The 25,643-nt window shown below is 41.6% G+C and carries 18 protein-coding genes and 1 riboswitch; of the genes, 3 read left to right on the top strand and 15 right to left on the bottom strand.

Going from position 1 to position 25,643, the window contains the following annotated elements:
• Nucleotides 1-8: 8 nt before the first annotated feature.
• Both DW005_RS04150 and DW005_RS04145 read right to left on the bottom strand, forming a co-directional pair.
• Nucleotides 9-1,091, bottom strand: a complete 1,083-nt coding sequence (locus tag DW005_RS04150) for a CobW family GTP-binding protein (protein WP_117478277.1) — start codon at nucleotides 1,089-1,091, stop codon at nucleotides 9-11.
• Between the two features lie 75 nt (nucleotides 1,092-1,166).
• Entirely contained in the window at nucleotides 1,167-1,439 is a 273-nt protein-coding gene (locus tag DW005_RS04145) for a hypothetical protein (RefSeq protein WP_117478276.1), read from the bottom strand.
• 135 nt (nucleotides 1,440-1,574) lie between these two features.
• Between DW005_RS04145 and DW005_RS04140 the strand changes: the two genes are divergently transcribed.
• Entirely contained in the window at nucleotides 1,575-2,894 is a 1,320-nt protein-coding gene (locus DW005_RS04140; protein ID WP_117478275.1) for an aspartate kinase, read from the top strand.
• Between the two features lie 55 nt (nucleotides 2,895-2,949).
• Here DW005_RS04140 and fabV read toward each other — a convergent pair whose 3' ends face one another.
• The 12 genes from fabV to DW005_RS04080 form a co-directional block, all read right to left on the bottom strand.
• Nucleotides 2,950-4,104: an enoyl-ACP reductase FabV gene (gene fabV, locus DW005_RS04135; protein WP_117478274.1), complete on the bottom strand. Its 1,155-nt coding sequence runs from the start codon at nucleotides 4,102-4,104 to the stop codon at nucleotides 2,950-2,952.
• Between the two features lie 77 nt (nucleotides 4,105-4,181).
• On the bottom strand, nucleotides 4,182-4,862 hold the full coding sequence (locus DW005_RS04130) for a hemolysin III family protein (protein WP_117478273.1): 681 nt from the start codon (nucleotides 4,860-4,862) through the stop codon (nucleotides 4,182-4,184).
• A gap of 18 nt (nucleotides 4,863-4,880) precedes the next feature.
• A complete protein-coding gene (locus DW005_RS04125; protein WP_117478272.1) occupies nucleotides 4,881-10,175 on the bottom strand; it encodes a hypothetical protein in 5,295 nt (1,764 codons plus the stop codon).
• Between the two features lie 89 nt (nucleotides 10,176-10,264).
• Nucleotides 10,265-11,572 carry a phosphomethylpyrimidine synthase ThiC gene (gene thiC, locus DW005_RS04120; RefSeq protein WP_022376587.1) on the bottom strand — a complete coding sequence of 436 codons (1,308 nt, stop codon included), beginning with the start codon at nucleotides 11,570-11,572 and terminating at the stop codon, nucleotides 10,265-10,267.
• A gap of 37 nt (nucleotides 11,573-11,609) precedes the next feature.
• Nucleotides 11,610-11,714: riboswitch (TPP riboswitch) on the bottom strand.
• Nucleotides 11,715-11,724: 10 nt separating this feature from the next.
• The gene (locus tag DW005_RS04115) at nucleotides 11,725-12,174 is read right to left on the bottom strand and encodes a hypothetical protein (RefSeq protein ID WP_022376588.1); all 450 of its coding nucleotides are present in this window, start codon (nucleotides 12,172-12,174) and stop codon (nucleotides 11,725-11,727) included.
• 359 nt (nucleotides 12,175-12,533) lie between these two features.
• Entirely contained in the window at nucleotides 12,534-13,574 is a 1,041-nt protein-coding gene (locus DW005_RS04110; protein ID WP_117478271.1) for an aldose epimerase family protein, read from the bottom strand.
• The gene (gene aspS / locus DW005_RS04105) at nucleotides 13,571-15,367 is read right to left on the bottom strand and encodes an aspartate--tRNA ligase (RefSeq protein ID WP_022376590.1); all 1,797 of its coding nucleotides are present in this window, start codon (nucleotides 15,365-15,367) and stop codon (nucleotides 13,571-13,573) included. Before aspS ends, DW005_RS04110 begins: the two co-directional genes overlap by 4 nt.
• 45 nt (nucleotides 15,368-15,412) lie before the next feature.
• Nucleotides 15,413-16,663, bottom strand: a complete 1,251-nt coding sequence (gene hisS / locus DW005_RS04100; protein WP_022376591.1) for a histidine--tRNA ligase — start codon at nucleotides 16,661-16,663, stop codon at nucleotides 15,413-15,415.
• Entirely contained in the window at nucleotides 16,654-18,090 is a 1,437-nt protein-coding gene (gene hemZ / locus DW005_RS04095; RefSeq protein WP_242989357.1) for a coproporphyrinogen dehydrogenase HemZ, read from the bottom strand. The genes hisS and hemZ overlap by 10 nt, the downstream gene beginning before the upstream one ends.
• 11 nt (nucleotides 18,091-18,101) lie before the next feature.
• The gene (locus DW005_RS04090; RefSeq protein WP_117478270.1) at nucleotides 18,102-18,722 is read right to left on the bottom strand and encodes an MBL fold metallo-hydrolase; all 621 of its coding nucleotides are present in this window, start codon (nucleotides 18,720-18,722) and stop codon (nucleotides 18,102-18,104) included.
• Nucleotides 18,723-18,737: 15 nt separating this feature from the next.
• Nucleotides 18,738-21,062, bottom strand: a complete 2,325-nt coding sequence (locus DW005_RS04085) for a bifunctional (p)ppGpp synthetase/guanosine-3',5'-bis(diphosphate) 3'-pyrophosphohydrolase (protein ID WP_022376594.1) — start codon at nucleotides 21,060-21,062, stop codon at nucleotides 18,738-18,740.
• 68 nt (nucleotides 21,063-21,130) lie between these two features.
• A complete protein-coding gene (locus DW005_RS04080; RefSeq protein ID WP_117478269.1) occupies nucleotides 21,131-22,042 on the bottom strand; it encodes a ComEC/Rec2 family competence protein in 912 nt (303 codons plus the stop codon).
• 180 nt (nucleotides 22,043-22,222) lie between these two features.
• Between DW005_RS04080 and DW005_RS04075 the strand changes: the two genes are divergently transcribed.
• Both DW005_RS04075 and DW005_RS04070 read left to right on the top strand, forming a co-directional pair.
• Nucleotides 22,223-23,833 (top strand): ATP-binding cassette domain-containing protein, encoded by a 1,611-nt coding sequence (locus DW005_RS04075; protein ID WP_022376596.1) that lies wholly within the window; start codon nucleotides 22,223-22,225, stop codon nucleotides 23,831-23,833.
• Between the two features lie 105 nt (nucleotides 23,834-23,938).
• Nucleotides 23,939-25,246, top strand: coding sequence for a hemolysin family protein (locus DW005_RS04070; protein ID WP_022376597.1), 1,308 nt, complete (start codon nucleotides 23,939-23,941; stop codon nucleotides 25,244-25,246).
• A 21-nt stretch (nucleotides 25,247-25,267) separates the two neighbouring features.
• On the opposite strand, the gene DW005_RS04065 is transcribed toward DW005_RS04070, so the two are convergent.
• Nucleotides 25,268-25,642, bottom strand: a complete 375-nt coding sequence (locus DW005_RS04065; RefSeq protein WP_117478268.1) for a hypothetical protein — start codon at nucleotides 25,640-25,642, stop codon at nucleotides 25,268-25,270.
• Between the last annotated feature and the right edge of the window lies 1 nt (nucleotide 25,643).

Raw genomic sequence — 25,643 nt, 5'->3', positions numbered from 1 at the left:
TCCATTCCTTATCCTAAAAACAATTGCTTAATTTCACTTTCTTTCAACTCTGCTCCAATAACACAGATTCTTCCGGTATAGTCTGCACTGCCCCGGCGTACTTCGTACTCACCAGGTACCAAATCAAAGTGGAACCATTCACCTTCCGTCGCCGGTACAATTCCCTTCGCGCGAAGAATGTTTCCATAGCCATTATCCTCAGCAGACAATTTTTTCAAAATACCGGTCAATTCTTCCTCACTGTATTTGTGCGCACTCTCGATACCCATGCTTGTAAATACATCGTCCGCATGATGGTGATGATGTCCATGCTCGTGGTCATGTCCACAACAGCACTCGCCATCCCCGTGGTGATGATGGTGTTCATGTTCATGGTCGTGATGGTCGCACTCACCGTGCTCATGGTGATGGTGGTGTTCATGGTCGTGATCATGATGATGTCCACACTCCGGACATACATCCTCTTCTTCCATCAATTCTAATTCCAGCGAATTACTCTCCTCAATCGCACCAAGAATCTGTTTTCCATCAATCTCATCCCATGGTGTCGTAATAATTGTTGCCTTATCATTTTTCTCGCGAATCAAAGCCAACGCAGCATCTAACTTTTCATCCGTAATTTTACCGGTCCGGCTTAGCACAATTGTCTTTGCGCTCTCAACCTGATTATTGTAAAATTCACCAAAGTTTTTCATATACATTTTACATTTTGTTGCGTCTGCCACCGTAACATACCCATTCATCTGCACATCGGCATGGCTTTCCATTACACCGGAGACAGCCTTAATAACATCCGACAATTTACCAACACCGGATGGCTCAATAATAATGCGGTCCGGATGATATTTCTCAAGTACTTCTTCCAATGCGGCACCAAAATCACCAACCAATGAACAGCAAATACATCCTGAATTCATTTCCGTTACATTAATGCCGGCATCTTTCATAAAACCGCCATCAATGCCAATCTCACCAAATTCATTTTCAATCAGGACAAGTTTTTCTCCCTGAAATGCTTCCTTTATCAGTTTTTTTATCAATGTTGTCTTACCGGCACCAAGAAAACCGGAAAAAATATCAATTTTTGTCATGGTAATAATAACCTCCTTATTCTTATGTTTCTCTGCTACTAGTATTATACTCGTTTTTCAAAAAGTTACAAGAGGTCACTCTTCCCCTACTCCCGGGCATAACAGTTTCTGCTGTTTCGTCAACCATTCATCCGCCTCTAAAAGCCCCTCATCCGAAAAATTAAACGCCATCGTCACCGGCTCCTCCTTTGTCTTTTCCAGTATAAACGGCCCTTTCCACGCAGTCGCAAGAAGTTTCTTTCCCTCCTCATCGCCGTCTTTCGAAATTCTGAAATTCATCCCCCGGTAACTGCCTTTAAAAACACTTTTTTTATAATAATCAATGGAATATAATGTAATTCCTTCCATACAAATCCTCCTCTGTAAAATTTCTTTTTCTTATTATATCACAAAAAACTCTTGAAAAATACCAAAAAACATGGTTTACTATAATCGTGTGTCTGTAAATCTTTGACACAAAAAAAATATATGGAGAGATGTTTCATGAAAAAAGTAGTTAAGTTTGGTGGAAGTTCCCTTGCCAGCGCAGAACAGTTTATGAAAGTTGGCGCTATTATTCGAGCAGACGAATCCCGCCGTTATGTAGTCCCTTCCGCACCGGGAAAACGTTTTTCCGATGATACGAAGGTAACGGATATGCTGTATCACTGCTATGAACTGGCAGAACAGAGCAAGGCATTCAACAAGCAGTTAAATCAAATCAAAGACCGCTATAACGAAATCATTAATGGTTTGAAACTCGATTTTTCTTTAGATGAAGATTTTGAAATCATTAAAAAACAGTTTGTAGCAAAAGCAGGTTCTATGTACGCTGCTTCCCGTGGCGAGTACTTAAACGGAAAAATTATGGCAAAATACCTCGGCTATGAATTTGTCGATGCTGCCAATGTAATCCGTTTTAACAAAGACGGGTCTTTTGATTCTGAAACCACCAACGAGCTTCTTGCCACTTATTTAGATAAAATTGAACGAGCTGTCATTCCGGGATTTTACGGTGCCATGAAAAATGGTACAGTTGTTACTTTCTCCCGCGGCGGTTCCGATATCACCGGTTCTTTGGTTGCCAAAGCAATCAATGCGAATTTGTATGAGAACTGGACAGACGTTTCCGGCTGCTTAGTTACTGACCCACGTATCGTAAAAAATCCGGAAGTCATTCATACCATTACTTATATGGAATTACGAGAACTTGCTTACATGGGTGCTTCCGTACTCCACGAAGATGCAATCTTCCCGGTACGAAAAGCCGGTATTCCAATTAACATCCGAAACACAAACCGTCCGGAAGACGATGGAACAATGATTGTAGAAAGCACCTGCCGGATTCCTGCTTATACCATCACCGGTATTGCCGGAAAAAAAGGCTTTGTAGCCGTTAATATTGAAAAAGATATGATGAACTCCGAAATCGGTTTTGGTCGCAAAGTCCTCAGCGCTTTTGAAGACAATGGTATCTCTTTTGAGCATATGCCATCCGGTATTGATACCATGACTATTTTTGTTCATCAGGACGAATTTCAGGAAAAAGAGCAGGAAGTCATTGCCGACATCAACCGTTTAGCAAAACCGGATACCATTCATCTGGAATCTGATTTAGCTTTGATTGCTGTTGTAGGACGTGGCATGAAGAGTACACGTGGTACTGCCGGTCGTTTGTTCTCCGCTCTTGCTCATGCGCATATCAATGTAAAAATGATTGACCAGGGCTCGAGTGAGTTAAATATTATCATCGGTGTAAATAATGAAGATTTCGAAGATGCAATTCGCGCTATCTATGATATTTTCGTAGTTGCAAGATTATAATTGCAAATTGAAAGAGGCTGCCATTTTGGCAGCCCCTTTTTTATTTCTGTCATTTTTAAATTTCTACATCAGCACTATAATCCACATTGTCATAATGGAAACCAAACATGTGATAAAAATCTTCCCAGTAACCTTCAATGTCACCAAGCTCGCCAATGTTCTCTGTCGTAACTAAGTCCCAAAGCTTTGTTATTTCATTCTGGACTTTATCTTCCATTTCCCAGTCATCAAGACGGATATAACCTTCTGCATCCGTTTCCTTTGCCGGCAGTTTGTCGATAAACAAACGGTTCATCTGCTCGATGCACCCCTCATGCAGTCCCTCTTTCTTCATAATCTTATAAAGCAGAGAAATGTAAAGTGGGACAATTGGAATTGCTGCACTGCTCTGTGTAACCAACGCCTTATTCACCGAGATGTAAGCCTTCAATCCTTTCGCCTCAAACTCTTTTGTGAGTTTTTTCGATGTCTCAAAAAGATGTTTCTTTGCCTGACCGATACTGCCTTCTTTGTAAATCGCATGAGTCAGTTCCGGTCCGATATAAGAATATGCTAACGTAACAGCATTGTCACTCAAGACGTCTGCATCTACAAGAGCCTGAATCCATGCTTCCCAGTCTTCACCGCCCATAACTTTAACCGTATTTTCAATTTCTTCTTCGTTGGCAACCGGTACCGTTACGTCTTTAATTTCATTATTTCTCAAATCAATCGTTTTATTTGTAAGTTCTTTTCCTACCGTTTTCAATACAGAGGATACTGTCGTTCCATCCGGCATCGTTCTTCTCGGAGCTGCCATACTGTAAACAACCATATCAACTTTTCCAAAATCCTTGCGAATCGTCTCTATTACCTGATTTTTCATTTCTTCCGAAAAACCGTCACCATTAAATGACTTTGCATAATAACCGTCTTCTTTGGCAAACTCTTCAAATGCCTTTGTGTTATACCAGCCGGCAGTTGCCGTTCTTCTTCCATTGGACTCTCTCTCAAATGCCACGCCAATCGTATCTGCCCCGTAACCATATGTTACTGCAATACGGCTTGCCAAACCATAACCGGTCGAAGAGCCAATCACCAATACCTTCTTCGGTCCTTCCACCATGCCTTTTTCTTTACAATAAGCAATCTGTCTTCTTACACTCTCTTTGCAGCCGGCAGGATGTGCTGTCGTGCAGATAAATCCTTTTACTTTTGGTTCTACTATCATCTTATCCTCCAAATTCTTTTGCATCAATCAAAACCACTAAACAACCCGCATCCCCATTCATAAGGGAACACTTTACGCTATAGTATAACATAAAACAAAATCATAAAAAAGTGCAAAATACTTCCCGCCACCACGAACAAGTGGAAAATGGAATGCACATATTTTTTCTTTTTACCAATACCATACAAAATTGCTCCAATGGTGTAAGCAACACCGCCGGTAAACAAAAAGACGGTTCCTCCGGCACCAAGACACTGCACCGTCGGTTTAATAAAGAAAATAATACACCATCCCATCGCAAGATAACAAATCATCGACAAAATCTGATATTTTTTCAAATCAATTGCCGTCAGAGTTGCCGCGATGAAACAGCACGCCCACACAATACCAAAAATCACAAATGCCTGTACCGGGTACTGTGGTCTCAGTGCCGTCAAAGTGACCGGCGTATAAGTTCCTGCGATTAGAAAATAAATTGTACAGTGATCAATAACCTGAAACACCTTTTTAGGCATTTCCGGTTTCAAACCATGATAAATACTTGACATCGCATAAAGCACAACCATCGTGGAGCCATAAATAGCTGCTCCCACAACACCCCATGCATCTGTGTGTATTACTGCAAAAATCACACAGAGTACCAGTGCCGCAATTGCCAGCGCACCACCGGCAATATGCGAAACCATATTAAAAATTTCTTCTCCTTTTGTATAAGATGGAAGAACACGGTCTTCCAAATGTGTTCTAACTTTTTTCATGCTAAAACCTCCGATGAATTACATTTTTCTCCGAAGCACCATCGTTATGAGTATTCCTGATAAAGAACCAAGAAATACAATAGCAATCGGCAGAAGTGGAGCCGTATCGCCGGTAGCCGGTGATGGATTTGTCGCAAGTGTTCCAATCACACTTGTATTCTTCGTGGAATTTGTCTGTCTCGTTGTAAGTGCTGCAGCCGTACGGTAGGCAAGCGCATACGTAGAGAAACGGTCTGTCTTAAATGTAACCGTATTTGTTGCTGAATCCAAATCTTCCAATACGGATACTTTTCCTTTATGAACACGAAGGACAACAAATTCACGCGACGCATTCCGCAAATCCGAAGGAACCGTTACCGTTACAGAAATCGGTTTTGCCAAATTTGTTACCTCTTTCTCTGAACTGCTTCCTACTTTCTTCCACAGTGTGATATCCAAATATTCACCGACCGAATAACCCGACAGATTTGCAATCACAAGTTCCTTATCGTTTTGAGGAACACTGCCGTCAATATTCTTGATGCGCAATTCAATGCTTGCATTACTGCCATCTTCTACTGCCTGCTGTTCTCCATTTGACAGTACAGATGTTTTCAAATCCTGTGTACCTGTTACAAGTGCTGTATTCGGTGCTCCGTCAACCACCTTGACATGCTTTTTCACAATACCGGCAATTGCCTGGGACGGTGAAGCGGTCGGTGTAACTGCATTTCCATCCGTATTATTATCACCTGAATTGCCTGCATTATCCGCATCGGTATCATCTGATGCCGGGAGCGATGCCGGCTGATTTAATACCACTGTGCAATCTGACATATTACCGGCACAATCGGTTGCAGTAATTACATATACCATCGTTTCCTGTTCTGCTGTCAAAGTAAATGTAACCGTATTATTTTCCATACTCTGCGGTTTACCGTTCACGGTAACATTCGACAGATTCTCATCCGATACCGTTACCTCACGGCTGTTTGCCTCATATGTGGCATCTTTTTCAACACCTTTAATTTCCGGCATTTTCGTATCTTTCTTATAATTGAATACACTCGGATAATAAATTTCACCCGTAGTCTCATTCATGATATAGAATTTTTCTTCACCGCAGTCTGTATCTTTTGTAAGAGCAATCTCATCCAGTGCTTTTCCTTCCTCTTCTCTCAAAAGTTCGTAACCATCTTTTGGTACAATCCTTAAATCCGAAGTATACCAGCCGGTATCCGAAACACTGCCTTCAATTCGGTACTGACCGTCTTTTCCGGCACTCGCATAGCGGCGGTCAACCAAAAGCAGACCGGACACATACTCAAAGGTATAATTATCTGCCTTGCCGCCTTTTGGTGTAAGCTCTTTTGTCTCTTTCGCTGTCTGTGTAAAATCAACCGTTGGAGCCACATAGCCGGCTGCCGTCTCCGGTGTTTCCACAACACCGTTCTGCGTTACAAATCCGGTTACTTTTACAGAACCCTTAGCTAACGTTTCGTGATAATACAAATCATCGCCCGAATATGTCGCCTTCAAAACCGCTTTATCAACAGAAAAACCACATGTCGTCTTTGCTTCTTTGCCACCGTTATAAACCAGTGTCACATCCGTTGCATATTTACCATGTGAAAGTCCTTCTTTGGCAGCAATCCAGAATTCATTTCCTGTGTTTTTCACTTCAAAATGTTTGTCATCGCCAAGAATGACTTTCTGTACCGTAGCGTCTGCATTTGCCTTATCCGTATTTTTAAAGGTTATTTTGGTCTGTGGCGTTGATGTGTAACCATAAACCGCATCCGCAATTTTAAGCGTATCTGCCGTAATATCATAAATCGGTTTCGTAATCGTAAACTCACGCTCCGCATTATTACCGGCTGAATCTCTCGCTACCACGGTATAAGTCTTAGAGCCTTTCTGTGGGCAGGCAATCTCCTTCTCCGCCGTCTTCATCCCTTCCGACTCTTCAACAATCGAAAGGGCACTTCCGGATGCCGTAACATCGGTTCCCTCATAGAGTGTTGTCTCATTTAAATTACCGTCTGAAACTTTTAAGGACAAAACTTCCGTGATATATTCTTTTTCATCCACGATACCCTGTTCTTTTCCATTTTCAACCTTATTGATTTCCGGCTGCTTGTTATCAAACACCAAACCATTGGAAGATATATAAGTTGACAAACCGGCATGATTTGTTATTTTTGCATAAATAACCGCACTCTCATATTCCTCCGGTGAAATCGAAAATCCATCCTCATACGTTACCCAGTTTAATTTGGTATCTAAACTCTCTGCTGTTCCTTCCACGGCTTTTTCCGATATACAATACTGAATTGGTTCCAGTCCGCTCTCTTCATCCGTTGCACTGATGGATACCGCTTTGGTCTGATTAAAAAACAGTCCAAAACTTACGGAATTACAAAACTCAGCCCACAGATTGGAGGATACGGTAATACCTTCTCCATTTCTAAAATACGGAGCCGTATTATCTATTTTTATCGTCTCTTTCATCTGCGCAGAAATTTCACCCGTCTGTGTATTCATAACATAAAAACTTTTCTCTACACCGTTTGTCGGCCCAGCCACGGAAATCGACTGTGTCTGGGAAGCGAAAGAATCTGCTGCTTCCGAATCACTAATTTGATAATTCGCCGCCGGGCGGATGGCTACATAATCTGATACATACCAATCGTAGCCTTTTACCTTTTTACCCTCAATCACATAGCCGTCACGAAGTACATGATGTTTCACTTCCAGTTCACCGGCTGCATATGAAAATTCATAGTCGTGTGAAGAACCGCCATCCGGAATCAGCTGCATCGTTTCCATTGCACGTTTATCCGATGTAAATTCCTGACTATTCTGATTTTCATCCATATAATATAATTTCGGTGCCACAAAATCTGCATCTTTTACAAATACATCCTTTGTGTCTCCATTTTTAAAATCCGTCGCTGTGTACTCAATTGTTCCTTTCAAATCCGGCAGCGTATGATAACCGACATCTTTCTGACCGGTGTAACGCACTAACATGTTGGCTTTTTTAATTGTTACGCTGCATTTGCAGGTCACCTCGGACTCAGCATCTCCATTATAAGCAATCCGAACCACTTCGGTATAAGTTCCTGCATGAAGTCCCTGTTTTGGACGTATTTTTGTTCCATCTGCAACTTCAAAATACTCTGCTTCTCCATTTGCACCTTCCAATGTAATGGAATCTGCTGCCACCGGCTGATTGTTTGCTTTATTTATCAAGCTTACCGCCTGTGCTTCCACCTCTTCATAACCATAAGTCAGTGCCGAGCTGCCACTTCCAAAATCGAGGTTTTTCGCATCGACATCAAGTACCGGATTTTTCAGTGTCAATGTCGTAACTTTCTGATTACCGGACTTATCCTCTGCCGTAATCTCGTAAACAATATCATCATTCGTTTCCGTAGTTCTCTCAATGACAAACGATACACTTCCCTTTGTGATATCATCTTCTGTTTTTGTAAGAACCGTATTGGAACCGTTTTTCACAGTAACCTTTGAAAGATAGTCATCCGTAACCGTAATTTTTTTGCGATCTGCAATATAACTTTTCGTATCCCCTAATTTTTTACTTCCACATAAAATTTCCGGCAAGGTCTTATCCACAGTAATCTGATTAGATGCGGAATAAGTTGTATTTCCTGCCTTGTCGATTACACGAGCATAGAAAATACGTTTTCCCTCCTGGCTGAACGTAACCGTGTCCCCTTCTGCAAGAGTAACCCAGGAAGCTGACTTTAACTGGCTTGCCGTCATCGCCTTTGTTGCCAGCACATAAGCACGGCTGTCCACTTTACTCGTCTCATCCTCTGCACTCAGAGAAAATACAACTTCATGATTAAAGCAATCCTCGCTAAGTTCATGATCGGCATCCGAATACTGTTTTCCTTCATAAGTTATCGTTGCTGTCGGTTTGGTCTTATCAATATTAATCTGTCCATCCCGCTTTTCTGCCACCGTTATTGCACCGGTGATTCCTTTATTATTTTTATTTTTTAAATAGACGTTAAGTGGTCCCTGATTCGTACCATCGGATGAACAAATGATGGAATCTTTAAAATCGCTCTCATCCGTTGAAATCAAATAGCCACTCATCGGTACAATCTTTACATCTGAAGTATACCACTGTTTTCCATCGACAAGTTTTCCTTTTGTACCACTGACTGTGTACGGTTTCGTTGGTGTCGGATAACGCTTAATGGTAATTGTTTTATTCAAATCAATTGTTTTTGCCTTATAGTTACTACCCTTGCTGACATGCAGATAAATCGCATAAGGATCATCACTGTCTGCTTTCGGACGATTTTCTGTCGTGCCATCTTTCACAACAATATAGGCATTTCCCATTCCCTCTTTCGGAGACACAATAGTTGGATTAATGATTTCTCCGGTATAATAGTATTCCTCTTTAATCGTACTGATATCAAAATCAGAAAGCTGCGGCTCGCCCTTCTGAATCGTAACAACTACATCATCGCTGCGTACTTCTTCAGAATCTAAATCATACTGGTTATTGTCAACACTTTTCACCATACAGTAGAAATAATAATCACCGGCTCCGGTATCTTTCGGAATGGAATACGTTGTTGTCTTTGCTCCATTTCCAACCAGCGCCTCACCGGTACCGTTTGCCGTTTTGCTTACATACCACTGGCACTCATAACCGGCTCCTGCCGGCGGTGTTACTTCAACTTTTACTTTGATGGTTGAATCCATCGGATATGTATACGGCCCTACCGGCTGCTCTACCACCTGGCAGGTCGGTTTTTCTAACTGAACCGGTGCCGCTTCCCTCTTTTTCTTAATTGCCTTCTTTTCCTCTTTTGGCAGATTATCGGATTCATCCTGTTTGGCTGCTGACTGATATTGCGGTTCCTCAGTTGCCTGTGGCTCATCCGTCGCCTTTCCCTCGTCTTTTTTCTCTTCTTCCGGTTTTGTCGTTTCTTCTACCGATTCTGTCTCCTCACTGTCCTGCTTTTCTTCCGGTTCTTCAGTCACAACCGGCTCCACCGTCACATCCGGTGTCATCGTCGGCTCAAGTTCCGCCTCTGACACAGTCTCGGTCTGGCTCTCACCCGTCATCTCATCCGCCAGTGATGGCAGGACAAGAACAGCTCCTACAATGGCAACCAGACAGATGGCACCGGTCACAAGAGACTTCCATTTATTCTCCTTTGTAAATAGATTTCTTATCGCATGATAAATTGTCAAAAAGGCAATGACTACAATCATTACCGGGTAGGTAAGTGGTTTACACTTCTTTCCAATCTTAATTAAAAAATCCAAAATCCTTTTCTTCATAAAAAATCCCTCCATGGGTATAATATCCGCACATTAATGCAGTATTATTATACACCTAATGGAGGGTGTTTTGCAAGATAGTAATTCGTTTAGTCCATGATATCGACGTCTTCACCTCGAAGAATTTTATTAATATTTCTTACGGCACACATTTTTCCGCACATCGTACATGTATCTTCTTTTTCCGGTTTGCTTTCTGCACGGTAACGGCGTGCTTTTTCTGGGTCAATGGCAAGTTCAAACTGCTTTTCCCAATCAAGATTGCGACGTGCTTCGCTCATTTCAAAATCCCAGTCTTTTGCACCCGGCAGTCCTTTTGCCACGTCCGCAGCATGGGCTGCAATGCGGGAAGCAATAATTCCTTCTTTAACATCTTCAAGTGTAGGGAGACGCAAGTGCTCTGCCGGTGTTACATAGCAAAGGAATGATGCACCATAAGTCGCAGCAATTGCTCCACCAATCGCACTGGTAATATGATCATAACCCGGTGCAACATCGGTCACCAAAGGTCCTAATACATAAAATGGCGCTCCCTTACATACCGTCTGCTGAATTTCCATGTTTGCACGAATCTGATTCAGCGGCATATGACCCGGTCCCTCAACCATAACCTGTACATTGTGATTCCATGCACGCTGTGTCAGTTCACCAAGTGCAACCAATTCGGAAATCTGCGAAATGTCTCCGGCATCTTCAATACTTCCCGGACGGCAGGCATCTCCTAAACTGATTGTCACATCATACTCTTCGCAGATATCCAAAAGTTCATCATATCTCTCATAAAATGGATTTTCATTTCCGGTTAATTCCATCCATGCAAAAATAATGGAACCGCCGCGGGATACAATATTGGTGTGACGCAGATTCTGTTTAAAACGGTCTGCTGTGGCACGGTTAATTCCACAGTGAATGGTCATAAAATCAACACCGTCTTTGGCGTGCATTTTTACGACTTCCATCCACTCATCGGAAGTAATGTCTTTTAATGCTTTGTTATAGTAAACAACGGCATCATAAATCGGCACGGTACCAATAACAGCCGGACATTCACTTGTCAGTTTACGGCGGAATTTCTGTGTATCACCAAATGAACTCAAGTCCATAATTGCCTCAGCACCCATATCGACAGCCGCCTGTACTTTCTTCATTTCCACATCCAAATCAAGACAATCCTTACTCGTTCCAAGATTAACATTGATTTTTGTTTTCAAACGGGAACCGATTCCATAAGCTTTTAAGCATTTGTGATTTTTATTGGCAGGAATCGCAACCTGTCCTTTTGCAACTAACTCGCGAAGTTCTTCCACATCGAAATTTTCATAAGCGCTGACCCGCTCCATCTCCGGTGTGATAATTCCTTTTCTGGCTGCATCCATCTGTGTCGTATAATTACTCATTCTTATCCTCCATTCAAAAAAAAGAAGACCACAAATGTGGTCCTCCATAGATTCTTCCTCCGTTGGCATTACCCACATCAGGTTTCGGGTCGAAGGTGTCACCTTCCTCTCAGCCTGTCTGCAAGCTCCCCAGATTTATTGACATACCGCTATTATAGCTCATGTTGCTCCTCTTGTAAACAAGATTCTTCCAAAAGATGAAAGAGAGCAATCTTATAAATCAAAACAATGCGGATGTCACGGTCACAGTACCGGTTTTTCACAAATTCACACGTCTTATACAAAAAAATAAGTCCGGCGGTCACTGCTGTTATGGCAAACACCACCGCAGGAAGCTGTAAAAAAACAAGCGTAAGCACCGTAACTGCAAAACCAGTCACAATATAGATAAAGTTGCGGCTGATTCCAATTGACTGCTGCACGGTGTCCAAAAGTCCTTTTAACGCCAAATCCAGTTCTTCTTCCGACGAATGACTCAATTTCTCATAAATATCGCAAAACACATCCATACTTTGTTTTCTCTTTAATTTATCGGCATAGCACGCATACCGTTCTTTTCCAAATTCTCTTTGAATCAATTTTCCCAATACACTTTTCACCATTCACTCTCCTTTAGTAAAATCAAAGCTGCCTTTTTATCCTATAGTATTCAACCATATCTTGTTTCGTTATTCCCACAAAAAAGAATTACCGTAAATTTCCCATGTTAACAAAACGTTTACATTTTCGCAAAACTATCCTAACATCTAACCCCTATACTAACGATTGTAACATGAATTTGCTTACAAGATTCTTTTTTTCATAAATTGTTTTGGTGTTTTTAAACCAAACTTTCTCCTCTTTTTAATGCAGAAAGGAAGATGGTTCCCCGCCATCTTCCTTTTTGTTATGCAAAACCGACAAACACCATCACTTATCCGATTAGAAAGCTTAGCATTTGTCGATCGTAAGTATTTCCTAACTAAAAGAAAAATTTATACATTGTTTCGGATTCAAAGGTTTCGCCTGCTTTAATCACGCATGGTGTAAAGGACTTAACATTGATGGAGTTCGGGAAAAACTGCGTTTCAAAGCAGATACCGGTTCTCTTTGTATAAGTTTGTCCATCTTTTCCTTTCTCATTCTCAATAAAGTTTCCGGAATAAAGCTGCATGCCCGGAAGGTCTGTATACACTTCCATTGTTCTGCCACTTTCCTTTTCTGTCACTTCTGCTACTTTTGCAAAAGTTCCTTCCGGCTTATCCAAAACATAGTTGTGGTCATAACCACCTGCCAAAACAATCGGTGGATAATCGGAATCAATATCGTCACCTACACATCTTGGCTTTCTGAAATCCATTGGTGTGTCGGTCACATCTACAATTGTTCCGTCCGGAATCAAATCGTCACTTGTCGACGTAAAGCCGTTTGCTTTTATCGTCACAATGTGGTCCGTAATTTGTCCGCCCTTGTGTCCTTTTAAGTTAAAGTAACTATGATTTGTCAAATTGCAAAGTGTGTTTTTGTCTGATTTTGTCACATAATGCAATTTTAATTCATTGTCATCTGTCAACGTATAGGTCAGACTCACATCAAGATTTCCCGGATATCCCTGCTCTCCATCCGGACTTACACGGGTAAATGTGACACTGTTGTCACCAACTGCTGCCTGGTACATAACCTGATGATAGCCCGGTGTGCCGCCATGCAGATTATTCTTTCCATCATTTTTCTCAAGTTCATACGTTACACCGTCTAACTCAAATTTGGCATCGCCGATGCGGTTTCCATGACGTCCGATGAACGCACCGAAAAAGCATCCATTCACTTCATAACCGGCAACGTTATCAAATCCAAGAACAATATCTTCCACATTGCCGTTTTTATCCGGTACCATCAAAGACACTAAGTTTGCACCATAATCAATGACGCTTACCGATACGTTATTCTTGTTTGTGATGGTGTAAAGAGTTACCTCTTCTCCATTCTTGGTTGTTCCAAAACTTTTTTGTGCTACACTCATTCTGCCTGTTCCTCCTTTTCTTCAACCATAATACCTAATTCATCTAACTGCTTTGCATCCACCGGACTTGGTGCATTTGTCATCAGACAAGAAGCATCTTTTACTTTCGGGAATGCAATTACTTCACGAATACTGTCTTCCTTTGCCATCAGCATAACCAGACGATCCAGACCATAGGCCAGTCCTGCATGAGGCGGAACGCCGTATTTGAAGGCATCTAACAAAAATCCAAACTGCTCATACGCATCTTCTTTGGAGAAGTTTAATGCTTCAAACATCTTCTCCTGAATATCGTTCTGGTGGATTCGGATGGAACCTCCACCGATTTCCGTACCATTCAATACAATATCATAAGCCTGTGCACGAACACGTCCCGGATCACTTTCCAGATATGGAATATCCTCTTCCATCGGCATTGTAAACGGATGGTGCATTGCCTGGAAACGGCCCAGTTCCTCATTGAACTCAAGAAGCGGAAACTCCGTTACCCAGAGGAACTTAAATTCATTTTTGTCAAGCAAATCCATCTGTTTCGCAAGCTCCAGACGAAGGTTTCCAAGCACATCCCAGACAACTTTATTTTTATCCGCTGCAAACAACAGCAAATCGCCCGGCTCACCAGCCATTGCTTCTACTAAGTTTTTCAATTCCTCTTCTGTCATAAATTTTGCAAAAGAAGATTTATAGCTGCCATCCTCATTGATACACAGATAAGCAAGTCCTTTGGCACCAAAATCTTTTGCAAAGTCAACTAATTTATCAATCTTCTTACGTGGCATAGCGCCCTGTCCCTTCGCATTAATACCACGCACGGAACCGCCATTTTCAATGGCACCGGTAAATACGCCAAAACCACAGTTTTTAACGACTTCTGTCACATCATTAAGCTCCATGCCAAAGCGGGTATCCGGCTTATCCGACCCAAAACGGTCCATTGCTTCCTGCCAGGTCATACGTGGAATTGGGAGTGGAACATCCACATCAATCAGAGCAAACATTTTCTGCAGTAATCTCTCATTGACATCCAGAACATCGTCCACATCAACAAAAGATAATTCCATATCAATCTGTGTGAACTCCGGCTGTCTGTCTGCACGCAAATCCTCATCACGGAAACATTTTGCAATTTGGAAATAACGGTCATAACCGGAACACATAAGGAGCTGTTTTAACACCTGCGGACTCTGTGGCAGCGCATAAAAACTGCCCGGATGCACACGGCTTGGCACAAGATAATCACGTGCTCCCTCCGGTGTACTCTTAATCAAAATTGGTGTTTCAATCTCCAAAAATCCTTCATCTGCCAAAAACTGGCGTGCAACCATAGCGACTTTACTGCGCAAAATCAGATTACGCTGCAAATCCGGGCGACGCAAATCAAGATAACGATATTTCAAACGAAGTTCGTCTTTTGTTTTTGAATTTTCCTCAATTGGGAATGGTGGTGTTTCCGATTCCGAAAGAATCCGGATATCGGTGGCAACCACTTCAATCTCACCGGTTTTCAAATTCTCATTGATCGCACCGGAACGCTTTGTAACAGTTCCTGTAACAGCCACAACAAACTCACTTCTTAATTTTGCTGCTTTTTCAAACCCTTCTTTTCCAACATTGCTTTCTTCGAAAATAAGCTGGATAATACCGGAACGGTCTCTTAAATCCACAAAGACAATTCCGCCTTTGTTACGACTTTTCTGAACCCATCCCATCACGGTAACGGTTTGAGAAATATTTTCTGTTGTTAATTCCGCGCATCGGCATGTGCGCTTTAATCCTGTCATTGACTCTGCCATAATAACCTCCATAGATAACCCGATTGTATCGGTTTGTTTTGCTAATTAATCTGCGTAAATCATTTCAATCTCTTCATAGCCATCTGCCATGAGCTGTTCCTTCTGGAATTTTTTGTTCTTTTTCATAATATTAATAGCAACAATAATTCCTTTTTCTCTTTCGGCTTTTGCCTTTTCGATTACTTCTGCGATTACATCCGCAGATGCTTTTTTATCAATCAAATAGGCTTTTTTCTGAGCTGCCGACGGCACTTTGTAATCACGCTCTAAAAGCAGCATAACAATACGCTCAAATCCAATGGAAAATCCACATGCACATGTGTTATTTCCGGTGAACTTTCCAATCATTTCATCGTAACGTCCGCCGCCACCGACAGAACCGCCAAACTCATCCATCGCAATTTCAAAAATTGGTCCGGTATAATAACTCATACCACGGACAAGTGTCGGGTCAAAAACAATTTTAAAATTTGCTGTTTTAACTTTTTCTACTGTAGAAATAATAGTCTCCAAATCTTCGGCAGATCCCTCTTCCAAAAACTCGCCAAGCGTATCTTTCATATAGCGTACGCCCTCAATATCACTTGTTACTGTCTCAAATAAAGTCTTACATTTTTCTACGGATTCACCGGCATAACCGGCCTCTAAAAGTTCTGCCACAACGCCGTCCATACCAATCTTGTCCATCTTATCAAGAATGATAAACACCTCGTCGTATTCTTCTTCCGGGAATCCGCAGAAAGCAGCCATTCCTTTTAAGATTTTACGATTGTTAATGCGGATGGTAAAGTTTTCAAAATCCAGTTTACCAAGCAGCGTCGTCGTTGCGAGAATCAATTCAATTTCCGCTAAGTTTGACGGCTCACCCAAAATATCAATATCACACTGCATAAACTGACGGTAACGTCCACGCTGTGGTCTGTCGGCACGCCATACATTTCCCATCTGAAGTGCCTTAAACGGAACCGGCAGTTCATTTGCATTATTCGCATAATATCTGGATAACGGCACTGTAAGGTCATAGCGCAGACCACCATCAACCAAATCGCTTTCGGTTTCTGCCGTCTCCAGATTCAGTTTCTGACCACGTTTCAAAATTTTGAAAATGAGTTTTTCATTTTCACCGCCCTGTTTATTATTCAAATTTTCAATATGTTCCACACAAGGGGTCTCAATCGACTGGAAACCAAAAGTACGATATGTCTCTTTAATCTGTCCGATTACATAATCTCGAATCTCCATCTCTCTTGGCAGAATGTCTTTCATTCCGGTTGTTGGTTTTTTCTTTAATGCCATAATTTCTTTTTCCTTTCTATCATCTCATCAATGCGGAGAATATAATCATCCACACTTTTTACGTTTTCAATGCGCTCCATACGGTTTTCTTCATGAATGACATACTTTGTGGAGCCGCCGCTGCCAAGTGCCGCAATCGTTTCCCATTCTTCCATGATTAACGTATTATATAAACACTCCTTACCCGGTTTTGCATAGGCAACATTTTCCTGATTTGTATTTCTTGTGGTACCTGCCTTATTTTTCTGGCGGTACATATAATACGGCAGATATCCGTAATCTCTTAAGATATCCTCGCTTGCCTTCTGAATAATCGGAATCAGTGTATCTTCCGGGCGAATTTCTCCACCTCTCTCCATCTGTTCACGTCTCATTCTGGATGCTCTCTTAATCACAAGCGTATGCACGGTGACACTATCCGGGTCAAGTTCATGGATTTTATACAGCGTATTGCAAAAGTCCACTTCATCTTCTTCCGGCAATCCAACAATCACATCCATATTAATGTTATCAAAACCAGCCTTACGTGCCATCCAAAATGTTTCATTCACACGTTCTACTGTGTGATTTCTACCGAGCAATTCTAATGTATGCTGCTTCATTGTCTGTGGATTAATGGAAATACGCGTCACACCGGCACGTTTTAAAATTTCAAGTTTTTCCATTGTAATACTGTCCGGTCTCCCGGCTTCCACCGTAAACTCAAGTGCCTTTTTTACATCCAGATGCTTTTGTATCATATCCATCAGTTTCTGTAACTGCTGCTCATTCAGAGATGTCGGCGTTCCGCCCCCTACATAAATGGTATGCAGCGGTCTCTCTCCGGCCTGCAGACTAAAAGCAGCCATCTCTTTTTCCAGTGCCTCTAAATAGGCATCCACCTTTGTGGCATAACTCTTGTAATCATAAGAAGAAAAGGAGCAGTACTGGCAGATGGAAGGGCAGAACGGAATTCCAATGTAGACACTGTATCCGTTTTTTTCATCCAAATCTTTTACCATCTCATATTCTTTCTCTGCAACATCCATCACAAGAGAAATCTTTGCTTTGCTCACCAGATATTCTTCTTTTAAGCACTCACGGACTTCTTCTTTGGTTTTCCCTTCAAAAAGCATGCGAAGTGGAATTTTCGCAGGACGAATCCCGGTAAGAATCCCCCATGGCAGTGTCTTATTTGCTTTCTCTGAAAACTGTCTGTACACCGCAGCTTTTACACTGTTTTTATCATAGCCTATCGGTAAATCCAAATGAAAGAAAAGCTCATCTCCAAAATAACATGACAAGGGATATCCCTCTTGCTCTTTCCAGTCTTCCCTCTCTTTAATTTCACAAGGGTGTTCCGGAAAAAAACTCTGGGAAAGTGCTCTCATATCATAAGCAAATTCCAATGGCTTTTTGTCATTTTTCTTCATTTCAAAAGTAATCATACATAAATCCCCTATGCATATGGATTGTTTGCCGCCTCATAGGCAACCGTTGTTTCCGGCCCATGTCCCGGATAAATTTTAACATCATCCGGCAGCACAAGCACTTTATTCCGCACGGAATCTAACAACTGTGCCGTATTTCCGGTCGGCAAATCCGTTCTGCCAATCGATTCCATAAAAATGGTATCTCCACTAAATAAAGCCTTCTCCTTTTCTTCATAATAACAGCATCCGCCTTTCGTATGCCCCGGCGTATAAATGACACGGAATACAAATCCGGCAATCTCAAGTTTCTCACCGTCACGCAGTAACATCTCAGGCTCAATTGCCACCTCATAGCCTGCCATCGCACTGGCATTCAGATGCGGGTCTTTCAAAACATCAAGTTCCTCCCTGTAAGCATACACCTTTCCACCAACATAAGAGACAAGGTCACTCACGCCGGTAATGTGGTCAAAGTGTCCGTGTGTTAATAAAATCCCCTCACAGTCCCAGCCGTTTTTGCGAATCTGGTCTGCTATTTTTTTTGCTTCGTCACCAGGGTCAATCACAACACAAGAATTCGTACCTTCTTGATGAATGATATAACAATTAGTACATACCTGACCTACTGTCAGCATAATGATTTCCATAATATTTCTCCCTTTTTAACCGTTCGTGCTTCGCTCAATGTCGTTTACACTTTCTACGGATTTTAATTTACTGATTAACCGGTCTAACTGTTCCACACCATGTGTTTCAAATCCAACGGTAATCGTTGCGCGCTCCTGCTTGGTTGTGCGGACATTCATGGATTTCACATCAATATTATTTTCCGTAAAAATACGGGAAATGTCAAACAATACACCACTTCTGTTATAACAGTAAATGACGATTTCAACCGGATAAACTTCACCGCTGTCTTTTGCCTCCGGACTCCATTCGGCTTCAATCAGGCGATTTTTCTCCGATACCGGCAGATGAATCATATTCACACAATCGGTACGGTGAATTGACACACCGCGGCCTCTTGTAACAAATCCAACAATTTCATCTCCCGGAACCGGGCTGCAGCATTTCGAAAAACGAACTGCCAAATCATCCAAACCTTCCACAATAATGCCGCTTTTGCTCTTTAAGTGTTCTTTGGATGTGTGTTCTGCCACCTGCTTTGCCTCTTTTGCATTCTCAATTACTTCATGCACCTGAGCATCCGAAACAATGCGTTTGTTTTTCTTGTTATACTCGTCCTGTAACTTATTAACAACCTGTCCTTCTTTTAATCCACCATGCCCAATTGCGGCACACACAGACTCCCAGTCACGAAATCCATATTTGCGGATGCAGGCTGCTGTATATTCATTTCGCAAAAGAACCGAAAGGTCAATGCCTTTGTTTTTGCAGTAAGTATGCAAAAGTTCTTTTCCTTTAATAATATTATCTTCCTTAAATTCGTTACGGAACCACTGGTTAATTTTATTCTTTGCCTGACTGCTCTTGACAAGATTTAGCCAGTCACGGCTTGGACCACGGCTGTTTTGACTGGTAATAATGTCAATGCGGTCACCATTTTGAATCTCATAATCCAGTTTCACGATACTGCCATTTACTCTGGCACCCACCATTTTATTTCCCACTGCTGTGTGGACAGCATAGGCAAAATCAATCGGTGTGGAGCCGGCAGGAAGATTTTTTACATCTCCATTTGGTGTAAAGCAGTAAATTCGGTCGGAATACAAATCCAAATCACTTTTAATGGAACTCAAAAATTCCTTATTATCATCCATGTCATGCTGCCATTCCAAAATTCTACGCAGCCATGCCATCTTCTCTTCTTCTCTCTGATTTTTGGAGCTGTTGCTTCCACCGCTCTCTTTGTAACGCCAGTGAGCCGCAATACCATATTCTGCCGTTCGATGCATTTCATACGTACGAATCTGAATTTCAAACGGCTGACCGGTCGGACCAATCAGCGTCGTATGCAGAGACTGGTAATGATTCGGTTTCGGCATCGCAATGTAGTCTTTAAAACGCCCCGGAATCGGTTTATACATCTCATGAATAATACCAAGTGCCGTGTAGCACTCCTGATCATTGTCCACAATAATACGAATTGCAAATAAATCGTAAATCTGGTCTAATGTCTTATGCTGTTTTGCCATCTTGCGGTAAATACTAAACAAATGTTTTACGCGGCCATCAATGGTTGCCTTAATATTATTTTCAATCAGCCGCTTATCCACTTCTTCCATAATTTCCTTTACGAAATTTTCCTTATATTCCTTGATGGCATTAAACTGTTCGCTCAAATCCCGATAAGCTTCCGGCTCTAAATACTGTAAAGACAAATCATCTAATTCAACCTTTACTTTGGATATACCAAGCCGGTCTGCAATCGGTGCATAAATTTCCATCGTCTCTTTTGATTTTTCTTTCTGTTTCTCCGGCTTCATAAACTGCATTGTCCGCATGTTATGAAGGCGGTCAGCCAGTTTAATAATAATTACGCGGATATCTTTCGCCATCGCAAGAAACATCTTACGCAGATTTTCCGCCTGTAACTCTAATTTATCAGAAGAATAATTCAACTGTGTCAATTTCGTAACACCATCCACCAATGCCGCAATTTCTGCGCTGAACATCTCTGTCAAATCTTCTGTCGTATATTTTGTATCTTCAACAACATCGTGAAGCAGCCCCCCCACGATGGTCTCCTTATCCATCTCAAGCTGTGCAAGAATTATCGCCACACATACCGGGTGAATCAAGTATGGTTCGCCGGATTTTCTCTTCTGGTCTTTATGGGCATCCTTCGCCAGTTCATAAGCTTTGTTAATCATCTCCAAATCATTGGAAGGATGGTAACTGCTGACCGTTTTTTTCAAGATTTCAAACAAATCATCCGGATCTGTAAAATTCGGCGGAATCAATTCCGTTGACAATTCACCGGTATCAAACGTTTCAACCAATCCGACTGTCTTTTCTTCCTCCATATGGCTCCTCCTTCTTATGTGGTATCTTACTTATTATAATGGGATTCCCTTGAAAATGCAACTATCAACTATTCGTTTGTTTTCCCCTTCTCCGTTTCCATATGAATCTGATTCCCGTCTGAAACTGCCTCAATCGTTCCCATCGTATCCGTGCGGTATATCTGCACATCATCATCCTCAAGCTTAGCAAGAGTAGCTGCATGAGGATGTCCATAAGAATTGTCTTTTCCCGCGCTGATAACAGCATACGCCGGATCCGCTTTTGTAAGAAAATTATCCCCCGTTGCCGTATAACTTCCATGATGCCCAACTTTTAGCACATCACATTCGAGATCGTAATTCTCTTTTATCATATCCTCTTCTGCTTTTTCTTCCGCATCGCCCATAAATAAAAAGCGGTTTTTCCCATAGGCAAGCTGCACCACCAAAGAATTATTATTTGCTTCCTTATAATTTTTGAGCGGTCCCAAAAAACGGATTACCACATTTTTTTCAAACCGATATTCCTTTCCGATTTCCGGCATCTGTGCCGTCTTATTCACACTCTTCAAGGCACTTTCCACATCCCGGTACGTTTTCGTCTGTTTTTTTGCCTCAGGCAGATACACCGTGTCTACCTGAACATTGTTAATGACATCATCAAGACCTCCGACATGGTCACTGTCCGGATGAGTTCCCACTAATATATTTAACTTTTTAATACCTTTTTTCTTCAGATAAGAAACAACCATCTGCCCTTTTTCATTTTTCCCGGCATCAATTAACATACTAAAGTTTCCTTTTTGAATAAGCGTAGCATCCCCCTGTCCCACATCGATATAAGAAACCGTAAGGCTGCCACCATCCGCTTTTGTCTCAACAGGCTTTTCCTTTGAGACAAAAAGCCCTTTTACCGGCTGGTACAAAAGTGCCGCAATAATCAAAATTATTGGAATTAAAAGCTGTCGGATTACAGCCTGTTTTTGCTTTTTCGTTGGCATAACATCTCCCTTTCTTAACCAGCTGCACACCCGGCAGCTTTTTTCTGCATGATAAAATGTACCATATTCCTCCGCTACTGTAAAGAAATCCTTGCAATTTAGCAAATTTCTAGTAAAATAAAATAGATATGTTATGCCTTATGGCAAAAACTTTAGTATGAAACAAACATGGAGGAAATTATGATTCAAGCAAGTAACATCTCATTACGTTTCGGAAAAAAAGCGCTTTTCGAGGAAGTAAATATTAAATTCACTGAAGGAAACTGCTACGGTATCATCGGTGCCAACGGTGCAGGAAAGTCTACTTTTTTGAAAATTCTTTCCGGCGAATTAGAGCCGACAACCGGCGAAATCAGTTTAGGCCCCGGCGAGCGTCTTTCCGTATTGGAGCAGGACCATTTTAAATATGACGACCAAATTGTTTTGGACACCGTAATTGCAGGAAATCAAAAACTGTATGACATCATGAAGGAAAAAGATGCCATCTATGCCAAGGAAGACTTCTCCGAAGAAGATGGTATGCGTGCAAGTGAACTCGAGGCCGAGTTTGCCACCATGAATGGATGGGAAGCAGAAGCTGACGCTGCCACCTTGTTAAACGGACTTGGTATTGCCACGGAAGTTCACTACAAACAGATGAGCGAACTGCCGGACACGGACAAGGTTAAAGTCTTGTTAGCACGTGCCTTATTTGGCAACCCGGATATTCTTCTGCTCGACGAGCCGACAAACCATTTGGATTTGGACTCCATCCGCTGGTTAGAAGAATTTCTCATTGATTTTGAGAATACAATTATTGTAGTATCCCATGACCGTTATTTCCTCAACAAAGTATGTACTCATACCGTTGACTTAGATTACGGCAAAATGCAGATTTATGCAGGTAACTATGATTTCTGGTATGAATCCAGCCAATTGATGATTAAGCAGATGAAAGAAGCCAATAAGAAAAAGGAAGAAAAAATCAAAGAACTGCAGGAATTTATCCAGCGATTCAGTGCAAATGCTTCCAAATCCAAACAGGCAACTTCCAGAAAACGTGCGCTGGAAAAAATCGAGTTAGACACTCTGCGCCCATCCAGCCGTAAATATCCTTATGTTGACTTTAAACCGGACCGCGAAATCGGAAATGAAGTCCTTACCGTTACCAATCTTTCAAAGACGATTGATGGCGAAAAAGTGCTTGACAATGTTTCCTTTACCGTTGGCCACGATGATAAAATTGCTTTTGTTGGTTCTTACGGTATTGCGGCAACAACCTTATTCCAGATTCTTGCCGGTGAAATGGAACCGGACGAAGGCGATTATAAATGGGGAATTACAACTTCCAACTCATATTTCCCGAAAGATAACACAGCATACTTTGACAGTAACGATACCATCGTAGACTGGCTAATGCCATTTTCTCCGGAAAAAGATGCTACTTATGTCCGCGGCTTTTTAGGACGTATGCTCTTTAAGGGCGACGATGGATTAAAGAAAGTCAATGTACTTTCCGGTGGTGAGAAAGTTCGTGTTATGCTTTCCAAAATGATGATGCTTGGTTCTAACGTCCTTTTAATGGATGAGCCAACAAACCACTTAGATATGGAATCCATCACTTCCGTAAACAATGGTCTGATTAAATTCCCCGGTGTTGTTTTATTCACTTCCCAGGATCATCAGTTTATCCAGACCATCGCCAACCGTATCATTGAATTTACGCCAAATGGTATGATTGACAAGGTAACCACATATGACGAATATCTCGACAGTGATGAAATGGCCAGAAAACGTCAGGCTTTAAGCTGATTTGACGCTGACTTGAAAAGACAAAACTTGACAATATTCATCCAATCAGATACAATGGTTGGAAAATAATCCATAACGACCCTGGATACAAAAGGAGATGAGGACTTGGGGCCCAGTGACGCGGTAAATATACTTATAATTATAATTTTACTCATATTATCCGCATATTTCTCTTCTGCAGAGACGGCATTAACAACGGTAAATAAAATCCGCATGCGCTCTTTGGCAGAGGAAAATAGTAAAGCAGCAAAACGCGTTTTGAAGTTAATCGAAGAACCTTCAAAAATGCTGAGTGCTGTACTGATTTGTAACAACATTGTAAATCTTTCTGCTTCTTCGATATCAACATCCTATGCATTTTCAATATGCAAACGGATTGGTATGGAAAACAGCACTAGTCTTTTTGCCGGTATCGCAACCGGTATTCTGACTGTATTGATTTTGATTTTTGGTGAAATCACACCAAAAAACCTTGCGACAAAAAATGCAGAGAAATTAGCACTCTTCTATTCGAGTTCAATTTCCGCTATCACTCACATATTGACGCCTGTTATTTTTATCGTCAACCAATTTGCAAGATTTTTAATGTTTTTACTGCGTGTGGACACTTCAAAAAAATCAAGCAGTATTACAGAAGATGAGCTGCGTACCTTTGTTGATGTCAGTCACGAAGAAGGTGTCATCGAAAGCGAGGAGCGTAAGATGATTACCAATATCGTAGACTTTGGTGATACACTTGCCAAAGATGTTATGATTCCACGTATGGATATTGCCATGGTGGAGGCAAACATTTCCTATGACGAACTGCTGACGGAATTTACGGAAAACAAATACGCAAGACTTCCGGTATACGAAGAAACCATTGATCACATCATTGGTATTATCAACTTGAAAGATTTCGTTTTTTATCAAGGCGACAAAGAAAACCTGAACATCAAATCTTTGATGCGGGAAGCTCATGTCACTTATGAATACAAAAATGTCTCCGAACTTTTCATGGAAATGCGGAAGGACTCCATTCCGATGACCATTGTTCTGGACGAATATGGTGCTCTCGCCGGTCTGATTACCATGGAAGACCTCATTGAGGAAATCGTTGGCGAACTACGTGATGAGTACGACACAGACGAAGAAGATGACATTCAAGTACTTTCTGATTCCGTCTACAAAGTGCTTGGTTCTACACCATTAGATGACATTGCCGAGGCACTCGGCGTACCGCTTAAATCCGATGATTATGACTCGATTGCGGGGCATGTCATTAACCTGTTGGAGCATTTTCCAACTGAAGGGGAAACAGCCGAAGATGAATTTGCCAGGTACACAGTACTTAAAGTCGACGGAAATCGAATTGATACAGTAAAACTTGAACTCAAACCAAAAATAACAGAGGAGCCGGAAGAAGCCGAATAGTTTCTTTCGGCTTCTTGCCATTTAATCTTTTTCAAAAACAATTTTTCTTCTCACACTCACCGTCTCTTCTTTTCCCTCATCCATATTCATTCTGCCGCAGACCTCCACATCCATCTGTCTTTTATCATAATCCATTTTATGAACCAGAACCGTCAAATCAATTTCATGGTTCCATTTTGCAATCAGGGACTGTAAAAGGGCTGCTAGCATCTCATTGCGATTTTCAATTCCATAATGGTTTTCCTCCATCACCTCCGACATTGTCTGCTCCATAGCAGATGATAAAGAAGTTTCCGCTCTTTCATATGACCACATTCGTTTTGACGCCGTATGTTGAATCATAACAACAAATAAAATTGAACCAATTCCAATCATCGATATCACAATTGTCTTCACA

The sequence above is a fragment of the Clostridium sp. AF36-4 genome, assembly GCF_003435975.1.
GTDB lineage: Bacteria > Bacillota > Clostridia > Lachnospirales > Lachnospiraceae > Eubacterium_F.
Note: the sequence above shows the minus strand (reverse complement) of the source record. Positions and strands in the feature narration are given on the sequence as shown.